Below are 24,804 nucleotides of genomic sequence, written 5' to 3'. Positions count from 1 at the left end.
CCTGTCGCCCGGTCCCGGTCGTGTCCGACCGCCCTGTCACTGGAGCCGCCGATCATTGGCGTCCGCGGTTCGGACGGGGGTAGAAGACGAGCCATTGGCCCGGGCTACCGTCGGCTTCGCCCGTCACCCCGAGCAAAATGCTCGTCCCCCCCGTCGGTGCATACACAACGCGCCCGGTCGCATCAGCGACCTGTTGCGCCAGATTTCCGTCCGGTGACGTGCTCCGGCCACCCGTGAAACAGGAGATGAGAACGATCGCATGGGAAGCCGGACGGCTGGACAGGCTCGGCCGACGGCGCAGGTACCGGCCGAACTCCCTCCCGCCCACACGAACGGTTCCGCCGTTCCGCAACTGCAGCTCTACGCTGTCGGGCGAGCCGTGAGTGTCGAACACATATATCTCGGCGCCTGAGGCCCACGGCACGCGCCGCTCGGTGCCCGGCAGTCCTTGCACCCGGCTGCCGAAGCGGAGGACAGACCTCGAATAGGTATCGCTGATCTCCACAGGTGCCGCACGCCGGAACTGATCGTCCTCCGCCCATTCCCAGGCGGGAAGAGAGGCACGTCCCAGAGGTCTGCCGTACCGGTCGGTGAGGGTCTGCTGAAGTAGAGACCCGGTGGAGAACGACTGATCGTCCACCGTGGTCAGTTCCTCGGCGGGCGGTGGCATCACGTGAGCGCGATCGCGCGGCGATACGGTGCCGAGATCGTCCGGCAGGCTCAGAATCCAGTCTCCCCTCGGCACGGAATCACGAGTCACTGTGGTCATGACTATTTCTCGCGCCTGCTGAGCGGGACGAAGCCACATCTCTCCGCTGTGTGCCCACACCGCGCGCCCCGTCCGGGCTGCCACCAGTCGAGGCAGCCGCAAGTCGCCGGATGCACCATCGGACATCAGCAGGACAATCGGGGTGTCGGGACGAAGGGCCTGCACCTCCGGCCGAGCAGCAAGGTGGTCCGCGAACACGTGAGGCGCCATGGGGACAGTACCGCTCGGTATCCGGACCTGCAGCAGCTCTGCAGTGCCGGCGAGCACGGCGAAGTAGGGCTCCGTCATGGCCCGGAACGGTGAGGACCAGGGCGCCCTCGCCGCCTCCAAGGTTTCATCCCCCGTGCCGGAATGCTGATGCGCTATGTAGACGTCCGATGCCCGTAGCACCTGCAGACCCGGCGGAAGAAGGCCGGTAAAGTCGTGACCCAGCACGGGTGCGCCGGACCTGGCGGACCTGATCGGCACGCCGTACGGAGCCGCATCGACGTTCTGGAGCCTTCCCGTGTCCGTGATCCCCAATGCGTCCTGGCCGCTGGCCCCCGGGACAGCGGACCGCGCACGAGCACTCAGCGTGGGATTCACAGGTTGCCAAGTGGTCCCAGGGGAGGACACCGCGGCCTCAGCCTCATATCGCCGTTCGCCCAGAGGCCGGGGAGCGGGTCCGGTACCCCGCAGTGCTGTCAGAACGTACTCATCAAGCGAGGGCGCGTCATGCCCCACAACTACGCCGGGGCGAGCAGGCACGCTCCGGCCAGATGCCGAACCGTCGGGTGTTCCAGGAACCGACAGCCTGGGCGGGCCGTCGGCAGCGCGTTCGCCCCCAGGGGCGGCCGCCTTGCCCATGGGCGGCTCTGCGGCGTGTTCTTCTGGGGCCGGCCGGTCAGCGGGCTCCGCACCATGCCGCCCGACGGGCAAGGTAGAGCCCCCGTCAGCGAGCCCGCTGCCAACCTGGGCCACGGGCTGGCCGACGACGGCGCCGTTCGACGGGGCACCGCTGTTCTCGCCGAGTGCAGCGTCCCGGATCGGCGGCTGCACCGTCGTACGCAGCCAGGCGTTGCCGACCACCCACCGCGTGGCACCACCCGGTCCGGTGACCTCGATCCTGAGGACCGCCTCGATCAGATAGCCCGGAACGCCCTTCTCCGCCCGTGCCACGGCGGTGCCAAACCGGCCCATGTCCCGCCTTGGGGCGGCGGTGTTGTGAGTCTGGCCGTCGGTGACCTGCCCGCCTCCGAACGGTGCAGTGGCCCCGAGGCGGTCGTTGCCCGAGACCCCGAGCGGGCCGCTGTAGCCGACAGCTGGGAACACGCCCGTGGCTCCCGCAGCCTGGGCGAAAGAGCCGTCCGTGGCAATCCTGACCCGGTCGATCGCCGTGTCCACGCTCTCTGCCACGACGACCGGATCGTGCACCGACACCTTGATGCTCACGGTATCCGTGACCGGCTGTCCGAGGTACTGCGTGACCGCCGCCGGAGACAGTGCTGTGGGCAGCCCGGTCAGCACCGGGCCCATCAGCCGGACCAGGCCTCCCTCACGTGAGACGGAGGTGCCCTGGCCGGGCGGTGCACCGATCCCCGCGACGGCGCGCAGCGCCTCGGCAAACTGGGCCAGGGCGTCGAAGTGGTACAGCGCGACAGGCCGACGCTGGGTGAACTCCCACTGCCGTCCGTTGAGGCGGGCCCTGAGGCCGGCGGCCACCTCCATGTCGACGACGACCGCGCCGGGCCGGCCCACGAGCGAGAGCGCGGGGTCGTCGGTGTAGACGGCTGGGACGACAGGGTCCGTCTGTGCCGCCTCGGTCCGCCCCGGTCGCCCGGTCAGCTCGGTCTCCGTGGTCTGCTCGGCGCGTTCGGCCACCGCCGTCCGCTCTGGCCGGTCCGCTTCTTCCTGCCCCACCGGTCGCGTCGTCTCCACCGGCTCGGGTCGGGTCTCGGACTCATTGAAGTGGATCACCACGTCGGCCCGGACAACTTCGGACTCCTGTCGGTGGAGAGTCGGCACCATCCCGACCAGACGCTCCAGCGTGCCGCGCACGGGATCGGGAAGCAGTCCGTACACGGCGGCAGCCGATTTCTGTACGCCGACTCGCTCCAGGCCGGTCCCCAGCAGCCGGACGAGTTCGAGCAGCGACGACCTGTCCATGACCCGGGTGGTGACTGCCACGCTGTACTCGTACGGAAGCCGGAATCGACGGATGCTCTGCTCGCCCATACTGCGCTCCCATATCCGCTCCTCGCGCAGCGAGGTCGCGGCCCGGGTGGCGCCGGTCTGTCGCGTGCCGGAAAGTCCCAGGCGCCCGGTGTGGCCGTGGCCGCCCACCGACAAGGAGAAGTCGGCGGCACTGGTGTCTGCGGCAGTGCGAGACTGCCGAGTCGTTCCGGGATCGGGCAGCACGCTGCCGTCGCCGCCGGTGTGGCCCAGCACGTTGTCCAAGCCGGGTCTGCCCAGGACCGGACGGCCCCGAACGGCCGTCCAGCCGTCGGCGGGCCGGGCATTCAACGCGACCTCCACCAGCAGTGGGATGCCCAGGGGGGAGTGGTACAGGAACTGGACGACGGTACGCCCGTCCGGACCGTGATCGACCAGCGTATGCGGACCGAGCCCGGTGGCTATCCCGTTGATGTGACCCGCCACCCCCGGCAGGTAGGTCGAGGAACCAGGAACGGTCGTGCCAGGCGCCGCTTTCTCCACGAGCCTGAGGACAGTCCGGGCGAGTGCCGACCGTCCGCCCGTGGGAAGCACCTCTACGACCGACCCATAACCGATCTGCCCACCACTGCGGACGAACCAGTCGGGCAGCAACCGGTCGTCCGGCCCGGGGACTGGAGGAAGAGGCGCGCCCTCCGTCCGGAACTCGGGATGGCTGCCCTCAGCCAGGTCGTCCGGCGAGAGCAGAAACGCGAGCGCGTCCTTCATGTCCACCACGTACGTCTTCTCGTAGGCCGGGCCGCCGGTCGCCGTCCTGGCGACAACGTCGTCCCGGCCCACCGCGACGCCGACCTCCAATCGCACATCACCGACCAGGTGATGGACCTGGGGCTCGTCGTTGACGGCAGTGACGCGCAGGGTTGACGAGTTGTCGTTCACGGTGGTGGCGTCGGTGCGGACGCCACCCCACGCGTAGCGGCCCGACAGCGCGACAGAGGCTCGGGATCCCCCATGGTCGCCCGCGGCCCCCAGGCCGAAAGCGTGGATGCTGGTGGAACCGACCGTGTACGCGGAGGAGTCGACCGACTGGACCCAGCGCTCGTAGTCCATCACTCCCGGGCGGGCCAGAGTCCGCACGTTGGTCAGGTGACCCTTGACCTCAATCCTGGCCTGGAGGCCGGTGAGGATGCCTGAGGAGCCGGCGCCGTGCAGTTCCACGACGTACGAGTCGTTGAGGATGCGGTAGACATTGGCAAGCAGGTGGTGTGGGGAGAGTGCCGCATCCAGGATCTCCTGCACGACGCCGTGCGGGGCCGTCAAGGTTTCCCCCGTGGCAAGCCGCCAGGGCCTTCGGAGCGTGTCAGCGAGCCGGGGCCGAAGGTCCTCGGGACCCTGGGGGGTCGCTTCGGCGTCGTCGTGCGGCCGCACCGTCTGTGTGGGATAGGCACCCGGCATGGACGGCAGGTCGGACTCACTGGAGTCATCATCCCCTGGGGCCTGTCGCCGGATCTTCTCGTCGGCTCCGGCCGTCCGCGGCTGCGGTGCCGCTGCCGTGCCGTCAGCCTCGGCAAGCATCTCCCGCACCGCCGCACGTAGGACGTCGCTGCCGTCGAACCGGTCCACAACCGCGGTCTGAGGCAGCCTCAGCGTGCCGACCGGCTGATCCCGGTCCGCGTCGGTGCGCGGCCGGGCGCGCGGCCGAACCGGTGCCTCCTCGGTGGCGGGCTCACCGAGCGTGCGGTACGCGGGAAGTGCGAGCCTGATCTGGCCCTCGTGCTCCTCAGGCGGCAGGGCCCTACCGGCGTCCGTCCACCATTGCATCACGTGGGTGACGGGAACGGCAAAGACGCTGATGCCGTCAGCCGGGCCCAGGGTATAAAACTCGTGGCCGACGCCCTTTCCGCCGACGTGCGTGACAGTTCGCTGCCTGCCGTAGTCGTAGCCGGGGGTAAGCCCTCTCAGCCAGTGACCTACCCGGCCGCCGAAGAGATTGGTCAGCGAGCCCTGCAAGGTACTGGTGAACGCCCATGGAACGTGTTCGGTCCTCCCCTCACCGGGGATGGTCGAGCCCGTGTAGTTGAGCGTCCGGACGTGCGGTAGGTCCATTTCGTGAACGGCCCCGCCCTGCGGCCGTCCAGACAGGTCGCGGCGTTCGGTGGTGAACAGGACCGAGACGCTGCGCTCACCGGTGACCGATGGTTTGGTGAAGCGGATCCGCTGGCCGCCCTGGAGCATTTCGGCGAGGGCGTAGCGTGGCGAGGAGCGCAGCCACGCGAGTCGGCGCATGTTGCCGAGCAGCCACGGAGCGTCGCCATACGGTCCCGGCGGCAGGAAGCCCTGGTCGCGCAACCAGGATTCCAGCCGGTCGAAGAGCGGACTGATCCCGTCGACGGTCAGCGGAGTGACCGACACGTCCAGCGAGCGCAGGCGGCCGATCTCCGGTGGCAGGTAGCGCATGGTCCGGGGGGCGCCCGTCAGCGTGGCCTCCGACGGCACCCGAAGGATCACTGAGTACCGGGGGTCGCCGGCCAGCGGAGTACCCGGGGCCGGATCACGCCGCGGACCGTGAGCGCGCACCAGTCTGATGTCGAAGTGTGCGTCAGCCCATACCCGCAGCAGTGGGCGTGAGGTCCACAGCGAGCTGGACCTCTTGGCTCCGTTAGTAGCGCCGACGGTGACGGCGTCCTGCCGAGAGAAGCCGATGCGTCCGGTCACCCCGAGCCCGGGCTGCCGAGTGCCGGTGGCATGGTCGGGCGTACCCAATGTCCAGCCCAGGCCGACGCCCAACCCGACGCCCATCCGGTTGACCGCCCTGGTAGTACCAGCCACCTGCACGGACCGCAGGACGTGCGACTCCAGCACGGAACCACGGGTGGGGGGTCCGGCAAGCGCGTCCGGACCGGTGCGATGCGACAGGTCGACGCTGACCTGGAACGCGCCGATCGCCTCACCGCGTTCGTCGTAGAGCGTGGGCGAGGTGAGCTGACCGTCGGTCATCAGAGGCATGTTGGACCGCAGTTGGCCCTCACCGAAGAAGATGCGCAGCTCCTCCAGGGAGAGCGCGGAGATGTTCTTCAGCTCGCCGCCGAAGGACACCAGCACGTCCTGCAAGATGCGGCCAGCGTGCTCAAAGGCCTCCGTCATGACCAGCGGAACCCGATTCAGCAGATCCTTCGTCGCCGGGCGAAGCTCTGGATTCCCGCTGGTCAAAGACGCAGGGTTGGCCTCGTCCTGGGCATGCTTGGGCCACCACACGCTGAGGGGACCGGGGACCTCGTACCAAGCATCGCCAGTTGGAGGCGTGATGTGGGCGGCAAGACGGGAGGCGGACGAGTCTGCCACGGCCACATGCACTGCGGCCTGGACGCGGTAGTGGTACAGGTCGGATCGCTCGCGGCTGCGCAGCAGGAGCATCGGCTGGTTCGTGAATGCAGCCGTGGCCTCGGACTGGCGCTGATGCGCGAGGAAGGTAAGGCTCGGCAGCAGGGTGACCTGCGGAAGCCGTCCGCTCCCTGTGGATCGGAAGGCGTGGGTGTACTCGACACTCACCGGAGCCTGGGTGCCGTGGCTCGCGCTGCTGCCCGGTGAGTCGACACCAAACGCCCAGGACTGAGTACTGACCGGGTTGCCGTCCGGCATGGGGGCGATGGCCGGATCACCTGGGCGAGGGTCGGAGAGCCGCAGCCGCAGGAAAGCCAGGTGAGGTGTGTCCCGGTGGGTCACCGGCAGTGCGGCACCCTGTTCGTCGAACAGCCGTCCCTGCTCGCCGCTCAGCCAGCGGGCGGTCAGCCGGGCGCGCACGGCGACCCGGAGCGCCTCGTCCGGTCCTCGGTCGTTTTCGACCTGCCGGATCACCAGGTCCTGGAGCGCCACGACGGTCTCTTGCAGCATCGGCTCTACATGGGCAAGGGCATACGGGCCCTCGGGGGTGCCGAACCGGGCGATGGCGGTGCTCACGGGCGGGACGGCCGGGTTGGGGTCGGGCTCCTCCCATCGCTCCTGTGCTGGGAGGTGCGGCTGTCCGGACGCGGCCAGCCGTTCGAGGTCTGCGGCCGCGCCCAGGGCCTCCGTCTCCGACCAAGTGGCGAACCGGGGATTGGCTAGCGGGGGAATCGCAGAGTCCTGAGCACCGAGCAGGCTTTCCAGCAGGGTGACGACGCGTCTGGGTTCGTTGTCCCGGACCCACTGGGCGCCGTTGTTGCGGGACTGTCCGGTGTAAGGGTCGCGGCCGTGGTTGGCACCCAGGTAGGCGTTGCCGGCCTGGGCGAAGTACTCCTCGACGCTGGTGGCGGAGTAGTTGACGTCGTCGCGGCCGTCGGCGGTCAGGGGGCCGTCCGGCCAGCGCACCGCGGAGGCGTGCGCCGCCGACCGTTTCTCTTCGAAAGCATCGCTCACCGCCTGTCGCTGTGGGTCTGTCAGCAGGCGGTGCCAGAGCAGATGGAACAACTCGTGCAGGACCTCGGAGTACCCCTCGTGCTGCGCCTGCACCCCTTCGACAGAGGGGCTCTCACCGGTCAGGTTCTCCTCCGGCACGACCACCACGCGCCGGGCGGAATCGGTCAGAGCCCGCGCTCCCCCGGCCGGACGCGGACGGCCGGACGCGGAGTGCAGGTCGTGCAAGTCGCCGTAGCCAGGCACCTCCGTCAGTCTTAGGTCACGCGGCAGTACCAGCACCCGCCACGGCATGGTGTCCTCGCCGCCACGATCCGCTTCCCGGAAAGCCCGGAGGGCCTCCGGGGTACGAAGGACGAGAGCGAGAAGTCGCCGCAGTTCCAGCCGGGCAGCGACGGGCCGGCTGACCTGGGACGGCATGACGATCAGTTCGCTGAGCAGTTCGTCCAGCGGCCCGAGCGGTTGGAGCGTGTAGAACCCTGGACCCTCGGTCACCACCGCGCCGCCCGCGATGTGCTCCTCCATCGCGTCGTCGGTGGGTGGTTCCGGGGCGCCGAAGGCGAGCAGCTGCGAAGAAAGACCGACGCCGGGCTCCCGGGCTACAGCCGCGCCGGAGGGAAGCGAAGAGCGTCCGCCGGAGCTCGCAGTCCCGGCGTCCAGTTCGTCGTCGCCGAAGCCGCCCCGGTGGCGCGACTCCTGCTCGGACTCCTCCTCAGCGACCGTCTCCAGAAATCGGGTGCGTCCCGAGCGGGTGGCTGCGTCCCCCGGATCATGCTGCCGGTCGGGCGAACCATCGACGGGTCCATAGCGCGCGAAGAAGTCGAACAAGTCGACAGTGAGGCCCACCTGGGGGAAGACGATCTTCGTTCCGTTCGCGTCCACCACCTGCGGCTGTCGGTCGAGCAGCGCACCCGTCGTGTCGATCTCGAGAGAGCGGACCGGGCCTTCCGCCGTGACGGCCGACAATTCCTTGCCACCGCGATCGAAGAACCGGACCCGGCCCCGGACGTTGGTCGCGTAGACGTGGCGGCCGGTGATCTCCACCATGGCACGTGTTCCATGACCGTGGCCGCGCAGCACGCGTGTCAGCTCCCGCAGCGCGGCCGCGCCCTCACCGGGCAGGGGGCGGAAGGCCAGACGGACGCGCGCACGGATCCGCTCGTCGACGTCCCGCGCCGCCGCTTCCGCGAAGGTCCTGCCGTCCCTCCACGATGTGCGGTAGATCTGCGCCAGTTCGGCAGGAGTCAGACCAGCCTCCTGAACCGCCCTGGCCTGCGCGGGCATCAGCAGGCCGGCCTGCTGAGCCTGGTCGACGGTCAGGCTGCGGAAGCCCGGCGAGGAGTCGTCACGATCCAGCGGATGGAAGGCGTGGACACGCCCGGAGGGCTCCGCCCACCGCCGGTGGACGACCCCGTCGAGCCCGGCTAGGTCAAGGCGTACAGGGACGCCCGCTTCGTGGGCGAAGGCGCGAAGCCAGTGGTCCCAGTTCAGCTCGGCGAAGTGCAACAGGTCGGGAAGACTCACCGGCGGCACGGGGCTGTCCCCTCGCCTGAGCGCGTCGTGGGCCTCGTTCACCTCACGCACCAACGCCCACGGATCGCTGTCTCCTGCGGCTGTGTCCTGCAGGGCTGCTTCGTACCTGCCGACGGTGTCCCGGACCCGGTCGAGGACCACGGTCTCCGCCCGGGCCGGGACCACTGCCTCCAGATCGGCCTGCAGTGTGGCGATGCCCCAGCGCAGAGCCGCGCGATGAGCCACGCGCCGCAGGTGGGCCCGGTCCAGGCGCAGGGCGATCGCCGCGCGTCCGCGGCCCTCGGGAAGCCTGTGCACTGCGTGAAGCACTGATTCGGGCAACTGAGCCACTGTGCCGCCTCGGGCCGTGGCAGCCGTTTCAAGCAGGGGAACGAGGTCGAGATGAGTTCGCACCCCGTCGAGCGCCGACCACTTCCGCGGACGCAGGGCCCGCGGATGGGGAGACTCCCTCAGACGGTGCAGGAGCTGCTCCAGTTCTCCTTCGTTCAGCTGGACTTCCACACGGCCGGTGACGTGCTCTTCCACCGGCAGGTCGTAATACGTCGGGCCGAAACCCTCATGGCGTTTCTGTGCGCTCAGAGAGAGATGTGCCGTCAAGGCGACCCGCCAGGTAGCCGAGCCGAGCTGCTTGATGTGTTGCTCGCGCCGGTAGCTCTCGCCGACCGCGGCAGTCGTGGTGCCGGCCGTTACACGGCTGAAGGGAGCTTCTCCCCCTGCGGTGTGCGCCCATTGGTCCGACGTGGGGACAAGAGCGGTCCCGGAACCGGTTACACCATGCGAGGGTCGCCATCCGTCAATGCCGGAACTCGGTGTCGTCGCGGTCTGGGTCTTGCCGTAGCGGCCGATCCCGATCTCCCCTTCGAAGCGACCGAGCACCCGCGCCTGGGTGAATCCGTGCAGCCGCAGGGAGATGGTGGCCCGGTCGGCAGGCCGACCGAGCTCGAACGCGGACTCGGTCAATATCACCGGAGCCCACTGGGCCCGCGGTAGGAGAGCCGCGACCTGGGTAGGGCTCGACAGCTGGAGGACAATGCTGTTGACGGGCGTCCGGTCCCTTTCCGGATGGACACCGAACAGACGCTGCCACAAGGTGTGGGCCGCCTCGCGGAGTCCGTCCACCGACTCCCCGGTGATATGAACGTCAGCGGGCAGCTGCGGCAGAGGCCGAGGGTCCGGTGAGAGGAACGGCCCGTACTGGGGCTGGAACCTGGCGATTGGGCTCGGCAGTTGCAGGCTCACCGTACCGCTGACCGAGTCGGAGGCGGAGCGGGCGACGGTGCCCAGCCGGTCACCGATGGCAGCGATGACGGCGTTGATCGGCCAGCCGGCCCCCTTCAGCCTCAACCGCTTGGCTTCCACATCGAGCCGGAATCGCGCGTCGGCCCGCCAGGTTCCCTGGTCATAGCTGTACGCGGTCTGTTCGTTGGTCTCGGTGGTGCTGCGGTTCAGCGCGCGATGGGTGGCCGCTGCCGTACCCGCGATGCCGGTCAGGGCGAACGTGCTGGTTCCGGTCCCTTCGCCGCCACCGAATCTCACGTTCACCGACGTGGTCGAGTCCCGGGACGTGGTGCGCGACGTGGTGGCACCCCCGTGCCGATAGTGCTCCAGACCGGTGTTCGGGAGGAACTCGACCAATTTGAAGGCGTCGGTCGTGGCGTGCAGCGTCAGCTGGACGACCTCGACGCCCACTCCGGCCCTGGCGAACCGGGGATGGGCGAAGTAGAACGTCATCCCGTCCGGGGAGAGCAGTTCCTCGCTGAACGCCCACAGCCTCCTGGGGCTGAGCATGGTCTCCAGTGCGCTGCGCAGGCCCTGCAGCGTGCCGATGTTCCGGCCGCCCGAGTCCCACACCTCGGGGTTGGTGGTCATGGCGTTCGGCGCGACACTGCGCAGGAGTTCCGTCACGACGGCCATCGGCGTCTTCTGAGGATCGTCGCCGATGACGTCACGGACCGCACCGTGTCCGAAGTACCAGCTCCGACCCGCACGGGTGAGGTAGTCGGGCAGGTCGTTCGCCCGCCCGGCAGGCGCGGCCGTCGGCACGGCGGCCTGCGATTCAGCCTCTGGGGCAGGAAGGGGCTTGTCGAACAGGTTCGCGAAGTCGGTCAGGACGGTGCCGTCCAGGATCGGCAGTTCTCCTGTGCTGTGCATCTCCCACAGCAGGTCGGCCAGCCCGGCGTGGGAGGTGGTGAGCCCGGCCGGGGAGCCGGCCGTGTCCGGTGTGGTCTGTGCCCAGCGGACCAAGACGGCGGCGACGGTGTCGCCGCTGAGCCGGACCTCTCCCCCGCGCCAGAGGTTCATCACATCGACGAGCTGCTGGTCGGGCAGGGGCACTTCGCCGCGTCCGTAGGCACGCAGCGCCGCCCACTCCGGCAGGCCGTAAACCACGTCGCGGTTCGGCACCGTCCGTGTTCCGGACCGGGACCGGGTGGGCAGCAGTTTGGCTGACGCCATCTGCAGGGCGTTGACCGTGTAGGTCACGGACGTGCGGTAGAAGTACATGGGCCGTCCCAGGCCCAGGCTTATGGCCTCGGTGGCACCGGTCACTTCCGTGGCCGTGGCGGTGTTCCACTGCCGTCCCCAGGAGACGTCCAGGCCGGCCTGCAGCACTCCGCCCTCCCCTACGGGCCCGCTGGCGCCGATGCTGGGCAAGGTGAGCTGAAGACTGCGTGAGCTCTTCTGCTCGCTGCCGGCCTGGGTCAGCCCCATCGTGATTTTGCCCGACACGAACGGCTTGGACGTGGCGCCCACGAACGTGGACCCGCTCAGGGCGCCCGACACGTTCACGGCGGCGTTCTGGTTGTAGAAGTAGTCGGCGGCGAAAGGCTGATCGCTGGAGAAGTCGCCGTTCAGGATCTGACGGAAATGCGACGTGACGACGGTGGGGCCAAGCAAGTTGCGCAGATATGCCTCGACGTTGTTGCCGGGCCGTTCCAGCAGGTCGGGAAGGAGCGCGGCCGCCTCGTCGTACAGGCCCGTGGTGTCGACGTAGTGGATGACGCCGTGCTCCAGCAGTGCATGCGGAGTTGGGACGGCTGCTGGTGCTCCCTGCGGGGTGCCAATGGGAAAGAGAAGGACGCCTATGTTCTGGCCGGTCAAGGAGACGGTGGGCGGCGGACTCCATCTCCGGTACGGCGTCGGCAGCACCGTCCCCAGCCGGTTCAGACCCGTCAGGCTCTCCTTCAGGCTGAGCTGGTAGTCGACCGCCTGGGTGAACTGCCGGAGGTCACCGCCCTGATACTCCTCGAGCTCGGGTTCATTGACCATGTTGTTACGGGAGTTGCTGACGCTGTACTGGTGCGCTGCACCGACGCCAAAACCGCCACTGTGGAGGGATCCGCCGCCTCGGATGCTCCCGACGAGGCTCGTGCGCATGCTGCTGCTGGCCGAATACCTGGCGGTGCTCATACCCATGCTGAGATGGGCAACCGTGAAGTCGCCGGTCGTACCGACGAACTGCGCCGTCGTACCGGGAGTGGGTCGGGCCTGCAGAAGAAGGGACAGGATCTTCATGCCCGTGACGACGCCCGCGGTGCTGGTCGGGACTGTCAGCTCGACGAACAGGCCGCCTTGGCTGAGCTTCGACCAAAAGACGCCCAAAGCCCTGGCGTTGAGGTGCTTGCGCAGCGTCTCCAGATTGGCGTGCTGGTGACTGCGCAGCACATCGTTACCCTCACGCAGAGGCGCCGTCGGATCGTTGGGAACATATCCCCCCTGCAGTGCCAGCCCGTAGACGCGTTCAAACAGCTCTCGGGCCGTGCTGTGGGGAACCGTGACCACGCTTGTGCCATAGCCGCGGCCGGAGACCGCGTGGGCCGGCAACTGTTCTAGGCCGACGCTGTCCGCACGCGGCGCATGACGTAGAGCCGTGTTCTCAGGTACGGCACGGGGGACCGCAACGGCATCGGTAGCGGCCCCCGCCATGGATTCGTCCGGGGTGGCCAGGGCGTCCTCGCCCACGGGCAGGCCATAGCGGAATGCCTCGGACACGGGCGTCCGCAGATGGCCCTGACCCCATACAGGCTGCGTCCACCGCTTGTCGCGGCCGGCCACCGACACCAGGGCGGTATGCACCAGGCCGAGCCGGTAGCCAGCGGTTTCCATCACCCGCAGCACTTCCACGCTCAAACCAGTACGCCCGACGCTCAGGCCAGCACTGGTGGAGTCCGTGCGGGCGAGCTCAACGGAGACATTGGGGCCCAGAGGAAGCGGTGACGCCCCACCCGACAGGGCAACACGGATGGAGGCGGCCTTCGTGTCACTGCTGCTGACGCCTTCGATCGCCGTTCTGACGTCTTCCACCGCGGCCTTGTCACTGGCCGCACCCACAAGGACGGGCGGCAGGCTCGAGTCGCGCTCACTGCGTACCAGTACCGTGGCCAGGGGAGCACCGTACGCGTCATGGAGGGTAATGAGATACCCGGAGTCCATCGCTTCTTCGAGATGGGCCTCGAGGTCCCAGAGCTTTTGCCGCAGCTCGCCACGAGCAGCGCTCCCGACGCCCAGCTTCGGACCGTTCCCCAGCAGGGCGACGACGCTGTCGTACAGTTCGGGCAGTCCGGTCAGACCGGTGGCGAGATGCGTCGGCGGCAGCAGTGTCCGCAGCGTGGCGACTTCCTCTCCCTGTGCGACGACCTGCCGCGCCGGGGCGGGTTCGAGGTAATAGCGCGGCACGTAGACCACGAGGCGGTCGTCTTCGGCCGCCGTGACCGTGAACGTACTCTGCCCGCCCCCGGCCGGCTTCTTGCCGGTGCGCAGCGTGATCCGCCAGGTGGCCCGGAGGGCGACCATGTCGGAATCGGTCTTGGCGACCGCGACACGGCCCCGCTCGGCGTCACCGACCGTGGTGGTGCTGCGGCTCGTGGAATAGGTCTGTGCCGCGCCCAGGCCGACCCGGCCAACGCCGAGACCGAACGAAGCGGCGACCTGGATACGGAACGCTTCTGTGGGAGACGAGTACGTCCTCACCACGGCACCGGGGTTGACCACGGCGTTGATCGCCTCGTTGGCGTGGAACGGCTTCGCCTCGCCGTCTTCGGGCACGCTACCGAGCGGCTTGCCCGTACGGGAATCGGCGAGTGTCGGCTCAGGACTGCTGTCCGCGGGCCCGGAAGCGCTGTCCGCCTCGGACTCCTCCGGTATCAGGTCCAAAGCCCGACCGTCATAGACGCCGGCCGGACGAATCACACGCTTCGGATCCTCCGTGACCAGCTGAATCCGCATCTCGGCGTCGGATCCCAGCGGAAGCACGACACCGGATCGCAGGTGACGGAAGTCAAGCAGCAGGCTGTTGGGCAGCCGGTCCACCGTGCTCCGCGACAGCCGGTGGCCCAATTCGGCGGCGTGCTGCTCAACCGCCCGAACGAGTTCGGGCATACCTGGAAGGCCCGACCGAGGGACGGCGAAAGCCAGTGCGTCCGGCTGAAGGTCGATCCTGTGGCCCCACGGCGCAACGGAGCCTTCAACATCGGCACCAAAGGAAAGCACACTGACCGCGCCGTTGGGGTCGACCCGGTCCACGGCCCCGACAGCCGTGCCGCTGGCCGGCTCCCCGGACGCTGCGACGGTTTCGGCGGCCCCAGGGGCGCCCTGGCGGACGCTTCCGGTGCTCGGGACCTCCGCGGCCTCCTCCGCCCGCAGGGCAGTGAGCGGAGCGGCCGGCACGTCGTCCCCGCGGGCGGGTACTCGCGGCACATTACCGGCCTCGCGTGCTTTTCCGTCGGCAGTTTCCGGAGCCGGTGCGCCGACATCCTGGCCAGTACGGTCGCCCCTTTCCTCACGGAGAGAAGCGGTGCCCGGCTCCGCGACGCCGGCTCCTGCGACAGCTGTTTCCTCATGGCCTGTCACGGCTGCGGACGCCGAATCGACGCTAGAGACCAGCGGAGCCAGCAGCGCATCGAGACCGCCGACCAGGGCACCGTCTTTCGTAGTACGGATCATGCCCACGAGACCACCGGGCACGGACACCGACAGCTCGTCCTTGCCGCCGCGGATGGCTACACGGACATCAGCCACCACCAAGCGAAAGGGCTGCGTGCCTTCCCGGTTGTGCTCCTCGACCTCGGAGTCAGCCGCAGTAATGCCGGTCTCACGCCGCAGTCCGGTTTCGAAGGGATCGCGGTTGAGGAACGCAACGGCCTCCGAGCCTCCGCCGGCCTCGGGACCACCCCCGTGGTGCAGCCCGACGAACTGTTCCCGGGAGTTCTCGTGCTCGTCGTCCCGCTGGCGGTACCGGCGCGCCTTATGCGGGACACCGCCCGCCGGACCGACGAGTTGAACTCCCGTAACCGTGAGGGCTACGCGGACCATGCGGCCGTCCACAGGTATCGGCAGCCCGTCGGCACCCAGCAGCTCCGCGATCCGGGGAACGAGCAGATCCGGCTGAGTGAAAAGGTCGTAGCCGGCCCTGGCGACCGTACCGAGGTGCTCGCCGTCCACACCCCGGCGACCGATGGCTCCGGAGGCCACGTGGGCCAGCGACGAAACAGGGAAATGGGCAGGGCCCTCAGCCGCGATCCAGGCATAGGAGCGGATCACGTCAGCAGCCGGCACGTCCAGGACGTGAAGATGCTCGGCAAGCGCCGCGCTCAGGCCGCCCGGACTCTGCGGGGCCCGCCGGTTCCAGCCAGGTTGGACACCGGCTGGACGGACGAAGGGGCGCGCAACCGTCGGCGCGGCAGCGTCGGAGGTCATGAAACGCGGCACCAGCAACTGCGCTTGCCCCGAGACTCGCCGGCTGGTCCGCCACCTGTAGGCACGCACCCAGGGCAAGGCAGTACGGCGGAGCCCGAGAAGGGTGGCAACGCCCCCCGCTGCCCGCTCACCGGCCTTGGCCAGGAGTTCGACCGTGCGTGGCGGATGGTTGACGATCCCCACCATGACGTCGAACTCGACCGGGTGCGTCATCTCGTGGGCACCCCGGTCCTCACCCTTGCCCTTGGGGCTGGCCCGGTAGATGTCCACCACCTTCTCTACCTGGGCCTCCTCGACGGCACGGCCCGCGCTGTAGCCGACGCCGTAGTCGACGCCAGCGTGCCCCTGCCCGCCAGAGTCCAGATCGTGGCTACCACCACGACCAGTGAGAGCCACTCCGCCGCCCACTGCGCTGACCGTCTGCACGACCGACTTGCGATGCGTCTCGGCCTCACTGCGGACGGTAAACCCGACGTCGGGGCGCGGCCGGTCGGCGGTCTGGGGTCCCACTTCCCGGATCCGCACCCGCACCTGCACCTCCCGTACGGCGCCGAACAGGCCTGGCAGGTAATACGACGACGTGACGCCGTTGCCGAGCATGGTGCTGAAACGGGTGGCCAGCGCGTGCGAGCCGAAGTGCTCCCCCACCCACAGGCGCAGTTCCTCGAAGGTCGCCGGCGCGTCTGCCGTACGGTCGGCCGCCTCGCTCTCCCGCCCCGAAGACGCCGTCTTGCGCAGCATTCCGGCGTCCTCCAACGCCCGAACGATCGTCCTGGCCACGCCGTCGGCTCTGAGGACCTCCGCGTGCACCATGGTGCGCACTCCGCCGTGCAGATGAGTGCGCACACCGGCCGCACTCTGCCCCGGGGCAGTCGCCTCGGGTGCCGCAGCCACGCCCCGCGTGGAGGCACCGACCTCGGCGCCCCGATCCGGTTCGGCCGGCATGATGTGCGCGGTCCGCTCCTTGGAAGCGACCATTTCCAGCGCGTTCGCGAAGATCATGAAGCGCTTGACACTGTCGCGAACTTCGCCGGTTTTGTGGTAGCTCGTCAGTCTCCAGTCGATGCCCACATCGGAGCGAATCAGTCTGGTGTCCCCGGAGTAGGTGATCCGGTTGATCGCGACGAGCCCGCGATCCTCCTCTCGTCGGGTCCGGTGATGGATTCCGGCGGTGGCGTAGGCCATCGCCGTCAGGCGTCCGCCGGGGATACCACCGTGGTGGCCGACCTCCGGTGAGATGAGAGTGCCGTCACTGATCTCGGCGTCGCCACCAGAGTCAGACCCGTACCGGAACTGCGGTCCCACCGTGGCCTGGATCTCGGCCCCGAAACCGGTCGACCCGACTTCGGCACTGCGGACGCTGTTCTTGACGTAACTCTCGATCTCTATGGGACCGTCCGTCGTCACCGACGCCGGACGGTAAGCCCGCAGGTTCAGCTGAAGCGTCACCGGCCGCCCATCCGGGCCGGTGGCCGCGACGGTCGCCCCGTCAGGACTGCTCATTTGCGGAAGCAGCGCGGCCAGCGTCAGCGGGGTCATCGCGCGCAGGAACACGTCCGGCAGCGGCGTCCGCCTGCCATACATCTGCGCGAAGAATCCGCTCACCGACATACGCAGAGCCGGCATGTCGGCGAACACCGGGAACATCCCGTGGGTGCCCCGGGACAGGTCCAGCATCTTCTCGTCCGGGCGCGCCCCGTGGGTTATCCAGCGCAGCGTGCCAACGGACGCGGCGTCGTCTGCTGTGATCCGGCGGGCGGGCAGAACCTGCCGCGGGACCACAATGTGCGCCGCCATCCCCGGATGATCAAGCCTCTGGGGCCAAGGCCTCCGGGTGCCCTCCGCCCACATGTTCAGGTCGAAGCCCAGGCCGTACTCACGCACGTCGGCTCCCTCGGCCTCAATGCGCTCGTATCCGCCGGTGACCTCGGTGAAGTGCTGCCCGCGGGTGACGGAGTAGCTGCCGATCAGGCGTACCGCACCGACCTGAAAGCGGACGCCGCCGGGCAGGGACAGCCGTGAACCGGCACCGATACCGAGCTGCACGCCCAAGTGGCTGTCCATGCGGCTGACGTGCGTGCGGCTGCTGGAAACGCGCGTATTCATCGTCATCTGCCGCGTGCTGTAACCGCGCTCCTCCAGGAGCCGAGCCCTGAGCTCGTAGTACACCCGCCTCCCCCCGAGCGGCACGGTGAAGACGAGTCCGGCCATGGCGTCGGTCAGCTGTCCCTGCAGGGCGTCAGGACCGGCGTGGAGGTCGATGTGCTGTACAAGCGCCCTCAAAGACCGGTCATCGAGTCCGGTTCGCCGCGCCAGGTCGTGTGCGGACCTCTGCAGGGTGTCCCGGACCAGTTCCACGCCCGGCAGGGCCGCCACGACGCCGAGGCCCAGACCCCGTCTGGAGGCCAGTGCGAGCGGTTCGCGTCCGTCCGCCGCGGGTGGGTGCTCCGTCCCGCCGATCCCCCGCCAGGAGCGGACCGCCTGTTGTGCCGGTATGGCCGCCGCAGTCTCCAACAGTGCGCGCGTGTTCCGCTGGGCGTCATCCCGCACCGCTGCGAGACTGCGCATGACGTCAGGCGAGACCACCTGACCCAGAAGGCGCCGCTCAAGGTCAGCGGCCCCCGCGCCGCCACGCCACGGGACCCCCAGGTCCGCAGACACAGTGACACCGATCGACGGCAGCACCAGCGACTTGTCGGTGGACTGAAATGTGACATGCAGCAGAACACGCCCGTCATAGCGAGCTTCCACGTCCGTGCCGGTCAGGACAACATGCTCAAGGCTGTTGAAGCCGCTCGTGTTCTCAGTTTTCCGCTGGGAACCGACAGTGAGACTGGACACCGCCAGGCCGTTCGCAACACGGTGGCCGGTGTGAGGGGTTCCCGTGATCGCCGCGAGCCCAAGGACGTTCGCCCACACGGTGGCGGACACGGAACTCTCGCTTCCGTGTCCACGCGTCGTCATCACGCCGGTACCCAGGTCCTGACGGTTTTTCACCGCGCCAGAAACCCCACGCAGACGCAGACTGACGGGCTGCATCCGCAGAACGAGCTGCAGATCGGTACCGGTCCCCGGCAGCAGCCCTCCGACGCGAACCTTGCGGCTGGCGAGGCCTCCGCCGAGTGCGGCTGGCCCGCGCTTGCGGAGCTCCTCGTTCAGATGCAGTTGCTTCACCGCCCTGAACACCTCGGTGGTCCTCAGGCCCGCACCCAGCAACTGCTCCTGGATCCCAAGCATCAGCGGAACCGTGTCGAGGGCATGGACGACCACGCCGTGCAGATGTGCGTCATCGCCGACCACGACTCGCTGCCACTCGAGGTCCGCCGGCAGCGGCCGCTCGGGGGCACCGGTATGGGCAGCCGGGAAATTGACCGTGAGACCGCGTTCAATTCCGGACAAGGTTGCGTAGTGAATACCGTTGACGTACAGGGCGACTGCCAGACCGGAGTGAAAGCTTGTGGTCTCGTCGACCATGATGGTGCGTCCGGCGATGACCGTCTGCCGTCTTCCCTGAACCAGGGACGTACCTGCTTCCAGCTTGATGGCAGGTACTCCGGGCACGACGGTCGACGCGGCGACAGACGGGGCGTGTAGGGCGAGAAGCCCACCAATGCTGGCGGCGCTGGTGGTGTCCCTGACGCTTTTCAGGTCCATCGACCGCGAAGCGAACTTGACGCCGTAGGTCCGCACCTCGTCGGGTTCGGCGGCGGCAGTGGGCGCCAGATCATTCAGAACCGGCCTGACCCAGAGAAGGGGCCTGTGCAGCCGCTGCCCGCCGAAGGGCCCGTCATCGGGCTTGAAGATGTAGTCGCCGTCCGCGACCACGTAGCGGCCGTCACGCAGCAGGTTGTTCCATGCCTCATGGTCGTGGGTGAGCAGCATGCCAGCGATCTGGGACGCGGCAAGTCTGGCCAGCGCGGGCTGCCGGCCCCGCAGGGCGGCAGTGGCGTTATGGGCCTCTCGGGTCGCGCGATGGAAGTCCCAGACCTCCGCGTCGGCGACAGCGCCCTCGCCGAGCATGCCCTGGATTACATAGGCGGGGGGCCGCACAGATTGGTGCGGCTCGATCCCGTCGTCAACGGCTGAAGCCGACGGCGGGGTGCCACCAGCCGCGGCCGAGACTGCCGCTTCGGCGTAATGGCCCCCCTGCTGCTCCGGCTGCGGGTGCTGTGTCGGCGTTGAGTAGGTGTCCGCGGAACGTTCCTGCGCTGCTGAGACAGGGCTCTCCGGCAGCCGATCCGCGCTCGTCGACGATTCCGCGTCCGTGGTCCGGTGCCCGGGTGCGGCCGACAGAGCGTAGTCGCCACTTCGAGCATGGGTTCCGGTTCCCTTCGCATCTGATCGCCCCATGGCCGAACTCGCGGAGGCGAACGCCGCGATGTCCGAGCCCACGCCGGGCCAGCGCTCCTCCAGCCTGCGGAACAGTTCGCGCGCCAACCCGAATTCGCCTTCGACCATGGCCTGCTCGTAAGCCTGCCGAAGCCCGACATCGAAAGCCTCGTCGACGTGGGCCATCTCGACACGCACCGAGCTGTCACCCACTGGCAGGCCGAGACTGCGCAACTCTTCTTCGGCATGGCTCAATGCGGACCTCAACCGCTCCAGGCCCTGGGTAACGCGCAGGACCGAAGCATGCTGGAACTCGCTGACGGCAGTGTGATAATTCGCCAGCAGCATGCCCAGCTTCGCCAGGCCCGGGTCGCCGACCGGCCGCGACGCTACGGAACTCGCGCCAGTGACTGCCGCATCCGCCTGTCCAGGCTCTCCGGCCTTGACGCGGCTCTTGCCCTTGCCGCTCGCGCCAAGCTTGCCACTGCCGCCGACGACAGCCTTGCCCTTGACCGCGTCCGTGGCAGACCGCAGAGAGCGAGCCCGTTCAAGCATCAGGCGTGACGTGATGATGAGGGGGTGATTGTGCACCAAGCCGACATCCGCCGCGCCCTTGGTCCCCTTTCCGCCACGCCAGACGTAGCTGTTGCCGTCCCGCTTGGTCGCCATGGCATACACCAGGACGGTGACCCGGCCGTCGGACCCGAGCACATTGGTGTACGACAGCCCTCCAGACCTGGAGCGGATATGGAGATGCACAGCGTCATTCAACCCGTACTTAATTCTGTGCGAATCCTCGACGGGCGGCGTCAGACCATTCGCCACTTGCGTCAGAGCTATGTCATCGACACCCTCGATAATCTCCTTTTCGACGTCAAGCGCATACACGTATCGGCCGCTGAAATCCCACGTCGACGGATCATTACCCCGTAGCTTCGTCAACCTTTCATTTACTATTTCCGCTTCTACAGCCGCTCTCTGCTCACCTTCGTCCCGCATCGCCTGCCACACCGGAAGGGACTCGGTGCGCACTCGCTCCCGCTGCTGGCCATCCAAAATTAGCGCAAACTCGTCCAGATACCCCTGGAATACTCTTTCGAAGTCCCCATCGCGCCACCTCTCACCAGGGGCCAGATAAGAACGGAATGTAAATTCACGCCACTGCGAAGGATCAACACTAAGACTCTCCACGAAGGATTCCGAGGACATCAGAAGTGCAAGCAAAGACGTGTCTTCCGCAAGGCCTTGCACGGTCCGCACCTTCTCAGGACTGAGCAGTAGCTGAACCGCCTCGTCCGTCGTCAGCAATGCGGCAGCCCACACCCGAGCCGACTCCAACGCCTGGTCCACCGTGCGGACAGAGCCGGCCCGACTCTCGGCGTCCCCGGTCTGCCTCCTTGTGTCCATCCTGCGACTGCGGCCGCGCCCCGGCCTGTTCATCAGCCCACCCGACGGCACCGTTCGGTCCGAGGCTTCGGTCGACGTCACCCCCATGACCGGCGCCGAAGCCGACGGAACCGCCATTGCCTCGTCCACTGCCTGAAGCAGAGGGCCCGAGAGCGCCCCCTCAGCGAACAGGTCTGCTCGTTTGCTCATCAACCTCCGCAGAGCATCGGCAAGAGCCGGACCGTGGGCGATTGCCAGTTCCACCAACCGAGGCGTAGACGAGAAATGGCCGATTACTTGGGGGTGCTGCCCGAGCAGACTCTCCAGCCCCGTCAGCCTCCGCCGCAATTTCGGTGTCAGCGCGTTGGCCAGCTTTCGGCTGGAGACCGCTAGACGCCAGATGGCGCTGTTGCCTGCAGCATCCTGCACCATCACACGGTTACGCGTCAGAACGGTGGGGAGCCACGGCATCCAAATAAACTCATCGCGCAGCCTTTCGGATTCTATGAGGGCGTCAGCGAGATTGGGGACCACGCGCAGAGCAGTCCGCGTCTCTGACGACCGCGCTAGAAGTTCGACCCCCGCAGACCACTGTTGCAGCAGTTCCGGCAGCGCCCGGCCGTGCTTCAAGGCCTTCGCCATGCGCGTGTCCGCAGCCAGCACAGGGATCACTCCGGGAACGCTCAGCGCCGTCTTCAACAGATCTGCTTCGCCCAGGATCTCACCCACTTGACTAGGCCGGTTTTCAAGCTCCGTCGGCAAATTCGATTTCATGAACCGATCGAACAGCCGCTCGTCGACAAAGGTCTTAGCGTGCTCCGTTATGCCCGCAGCCACCACCGGAAGGTCAGCCAACACATCGACGCCCCACAAATTGCCTTTCAGCCATCGCGCCACCGGGATACCGCTCACGGCGACGGCCGTGACGAGGGACTGTGCAGCAGGCTTCAGTGCCATCACCCGCTTCAGCAGAGGGGCCGCGTCCGGAGAAACAAAATGCTCTCCCACCGGATCACCGTCAGCGAAGACCCGCGCGAAGGAATCACTCACACGCACGACAGTCCTCAGCTCGTGCCTGTTCTGCACAATAGCCCAAGTCGCCGCATTCGACTTATTGAATAGACGCGCCAGTTGATGGTTATCGGCAAACGCCTGCATCCAACTCGGATCGATGGATCGAGCGCCTGACAGCGTACCTTCGATGAACAATCCGTAGAGGTGATCATTCGCACGGAGGGCACCGGCAAGCTGCGGGAATTTTGAGACGAGGGGAAGAATACCAGCAATTCCCTCCTTCGCCTGGAAGAGCGCCGGCCGCTCAATCAACAAGGGGGCCACGTCGCTGTTACTGTACAGCATTGCTCCCAGGGCTACGCTTGCTCGTGCAGCCCCGAGGGCTTGACTGTTCTCACGAACAATCCTGTCAGCATCCAAGAGCCGCGCCGGATCAATTCCCGAACGACCCGCAGTCTCGACGAAAAATTCTCGCTCAGAAGTCGGATCCCGGTGCCAGAGCCGAGCAAGCGCAATCTTCTCCGCCGTCAGCTCAATTCCCTCTGGGGAAAGTTTCGATTCACCGGTGAACGACTCGTCAGATACGACACCGACGAGCGCATCCGCCCAATTCTTTTTCTTCTTCGACCCGACCAGGTTTTTGATATTTGCCCGGAAATCTGCATTACTAAAAGCGCGCACAGCGCCGGGACGGGCGATCACCTCCGCTAGCGCAGCAGGCGCCGACGCCAAAATCCTGGTAATTTCTATATTCTCTGGCGCATCCAGGGCATTCAGGAGCGCTACATCACCGAACAGCCTCCTCCAGTGCGGGAATGGCATATTAACAGGCGCCTTGGCAGCCAGCTCTCGCACAAGTACTTCATGCGGCCCGAGGTTCTGAACGAAATCGTCCGTGAGCAGGTTCAGATGGTACGCAGTCTTTCCCGCGATGCGCATGAAAGCAGAATCATCCCGAAGCAAAAGGTCCAGGAAACGCGGGATATCGTCGATCATTTGAATCACATCGGCAAAGCTGCCAGTTTGGGTCGCCTGCAGAGCGGTTTCGTCGAAGGGTCGCACCTCCCAAGCTTTGAGGAGAATTTCGGGGGGCCTTGTCATGTCTGTGTACACCAACAGCTGACTGAACGTCGGAGACTCGAACAGCATCCGGCCCACGTTCGGGTATTCACCCGCCCACCCACTGGCCATCCCGATCTGATTACTGTCTGGAACCTCAATGAGCGCCTGTACGCCGTCGTAGAGCAGCCAGGACCGGAAATGTGCATAGCGCAGAGCGGTGGCCAGCATGAACGGCGCCAGCAACGCTGACCCTTCACGCACCGCCCCCTTCAGCCCCTTGCCTTGTTCTGTGAGCAGTCTGCGAAAGTGGTGCGGGCGATCGAGAAGGTTGGGATGACGTGCCAAGGTGGCGACCAGATCCGGGACCGCCGTCAGTTCGGCAATGAGATGCCCTTCCTCGATGAGCAGTCGGTCGAGTGCGGGATTCGCCGCCCGGGCCTGCTGCAGCGACGTGGAACCCCGGCCTGCCGCAGTCCGTCCAGGCAACGGCTCGGCCGTGGCTTCTCGCAGCGCCGCTCCCATTTCCTCGTCACTCACCGTGCTGAAATAGGCGGGGTGCAGAGAGAGCACATCGGCGACGGCCGGGTTGGCCACTGCAGCCTTCAACCAATCAGCTCGACTTACAAGGCGCTCGGCGAAAGACGGCACGTCTTCCAGAACGTCGATCAGGGAGACGGCACCACCCAATATGTTGATCAACTCGCGCTCAGCCATCACCGCTTCGAGCAGCCCACGCGTCTTTGTCCACAGAAAACTCTGGTCCGCATGCTGCTGCAGGGAACGTCGCAAATCGAGGTCGCCGAGCAGCCTGTCGTAGTCCAGATTACGGTCGGATGAACCACGCAATGCAGCAATAAGCGACCACTCGGTAGGAAAGGTTCTCGTGTATTTTCCACCACCCTTGGCTCTGTATCTCTTCACCAATGAAGCCGCCAGCGCGGGTTCCGCCACGATCGTTTCCGTAGCAGGCCCTAGTACGGCCATGGAAAGGATCAGGGAAACAATTCCCTCCAGGGAAGTCGTTATAAGCGGGTTTACACTCAGGATCGTGGCGCGGTCTCTTTGATTCATCGCCTCGATCAGCGGATACCTGCCGTCCTGCGTCGCGAGCAACCCCTCCATCAGGTGGGGATACTTTATATAAGCATCGATAAGTCGATCGGGACAAAAGACAGGAGAGGTCATGAATTCCACATAGCCCAGCGCGTCCGTCAGAGCCTGCGGCAGAACCGGAAACTTGTGCAGCAGATCTGCGAGCAGGGGCCTGGCTGCGGCGGCATCGACTATGTGCAGGCGCCCAGGCCTGGTCAACGCCTCGATCGTCGGACCGTGCTCCTGCGTCGTCCACCTGCCCGCAGCGACTATCTGAGCCACCTGTTCGACTGGCCATTCTTGGTGCCATGAGTTGGTGGTTCGGGCGGCGGTGTCTACGGTGCGTGTGGTCTGGATGATCCGGGTGGGTGTCATGCCGGGGA

Annotated in this window: 1 protein-coding gene; it reads right to left on the bottom strand. The window is 67.1% G+C overall.

The window, feature by feature from the left end:
* Positions 1-52: 52 nt before the first annotated feature.
* On the bottom strand, positions 53-24,703 hold the full coding sequence (locus ACZ5K7_RS47000; protein ID WP_468924592.1) for a hypothetical protein: 24,651 nt from the start codon (positions 24,701-24,703) through the stop codon (positions 53-55).
* Between the last annotated feature and the right edge of the window lie 101 nt (positions 24,704-24,804).

It is taken from the genome of Streptomyces sp. NPDC031497 (genome assembly GCF_055580905.1).
Note: the sequence above shows the minus strand (reverse complement) of the source record. Positions and strands in the feature narration are given on the sequence as shown.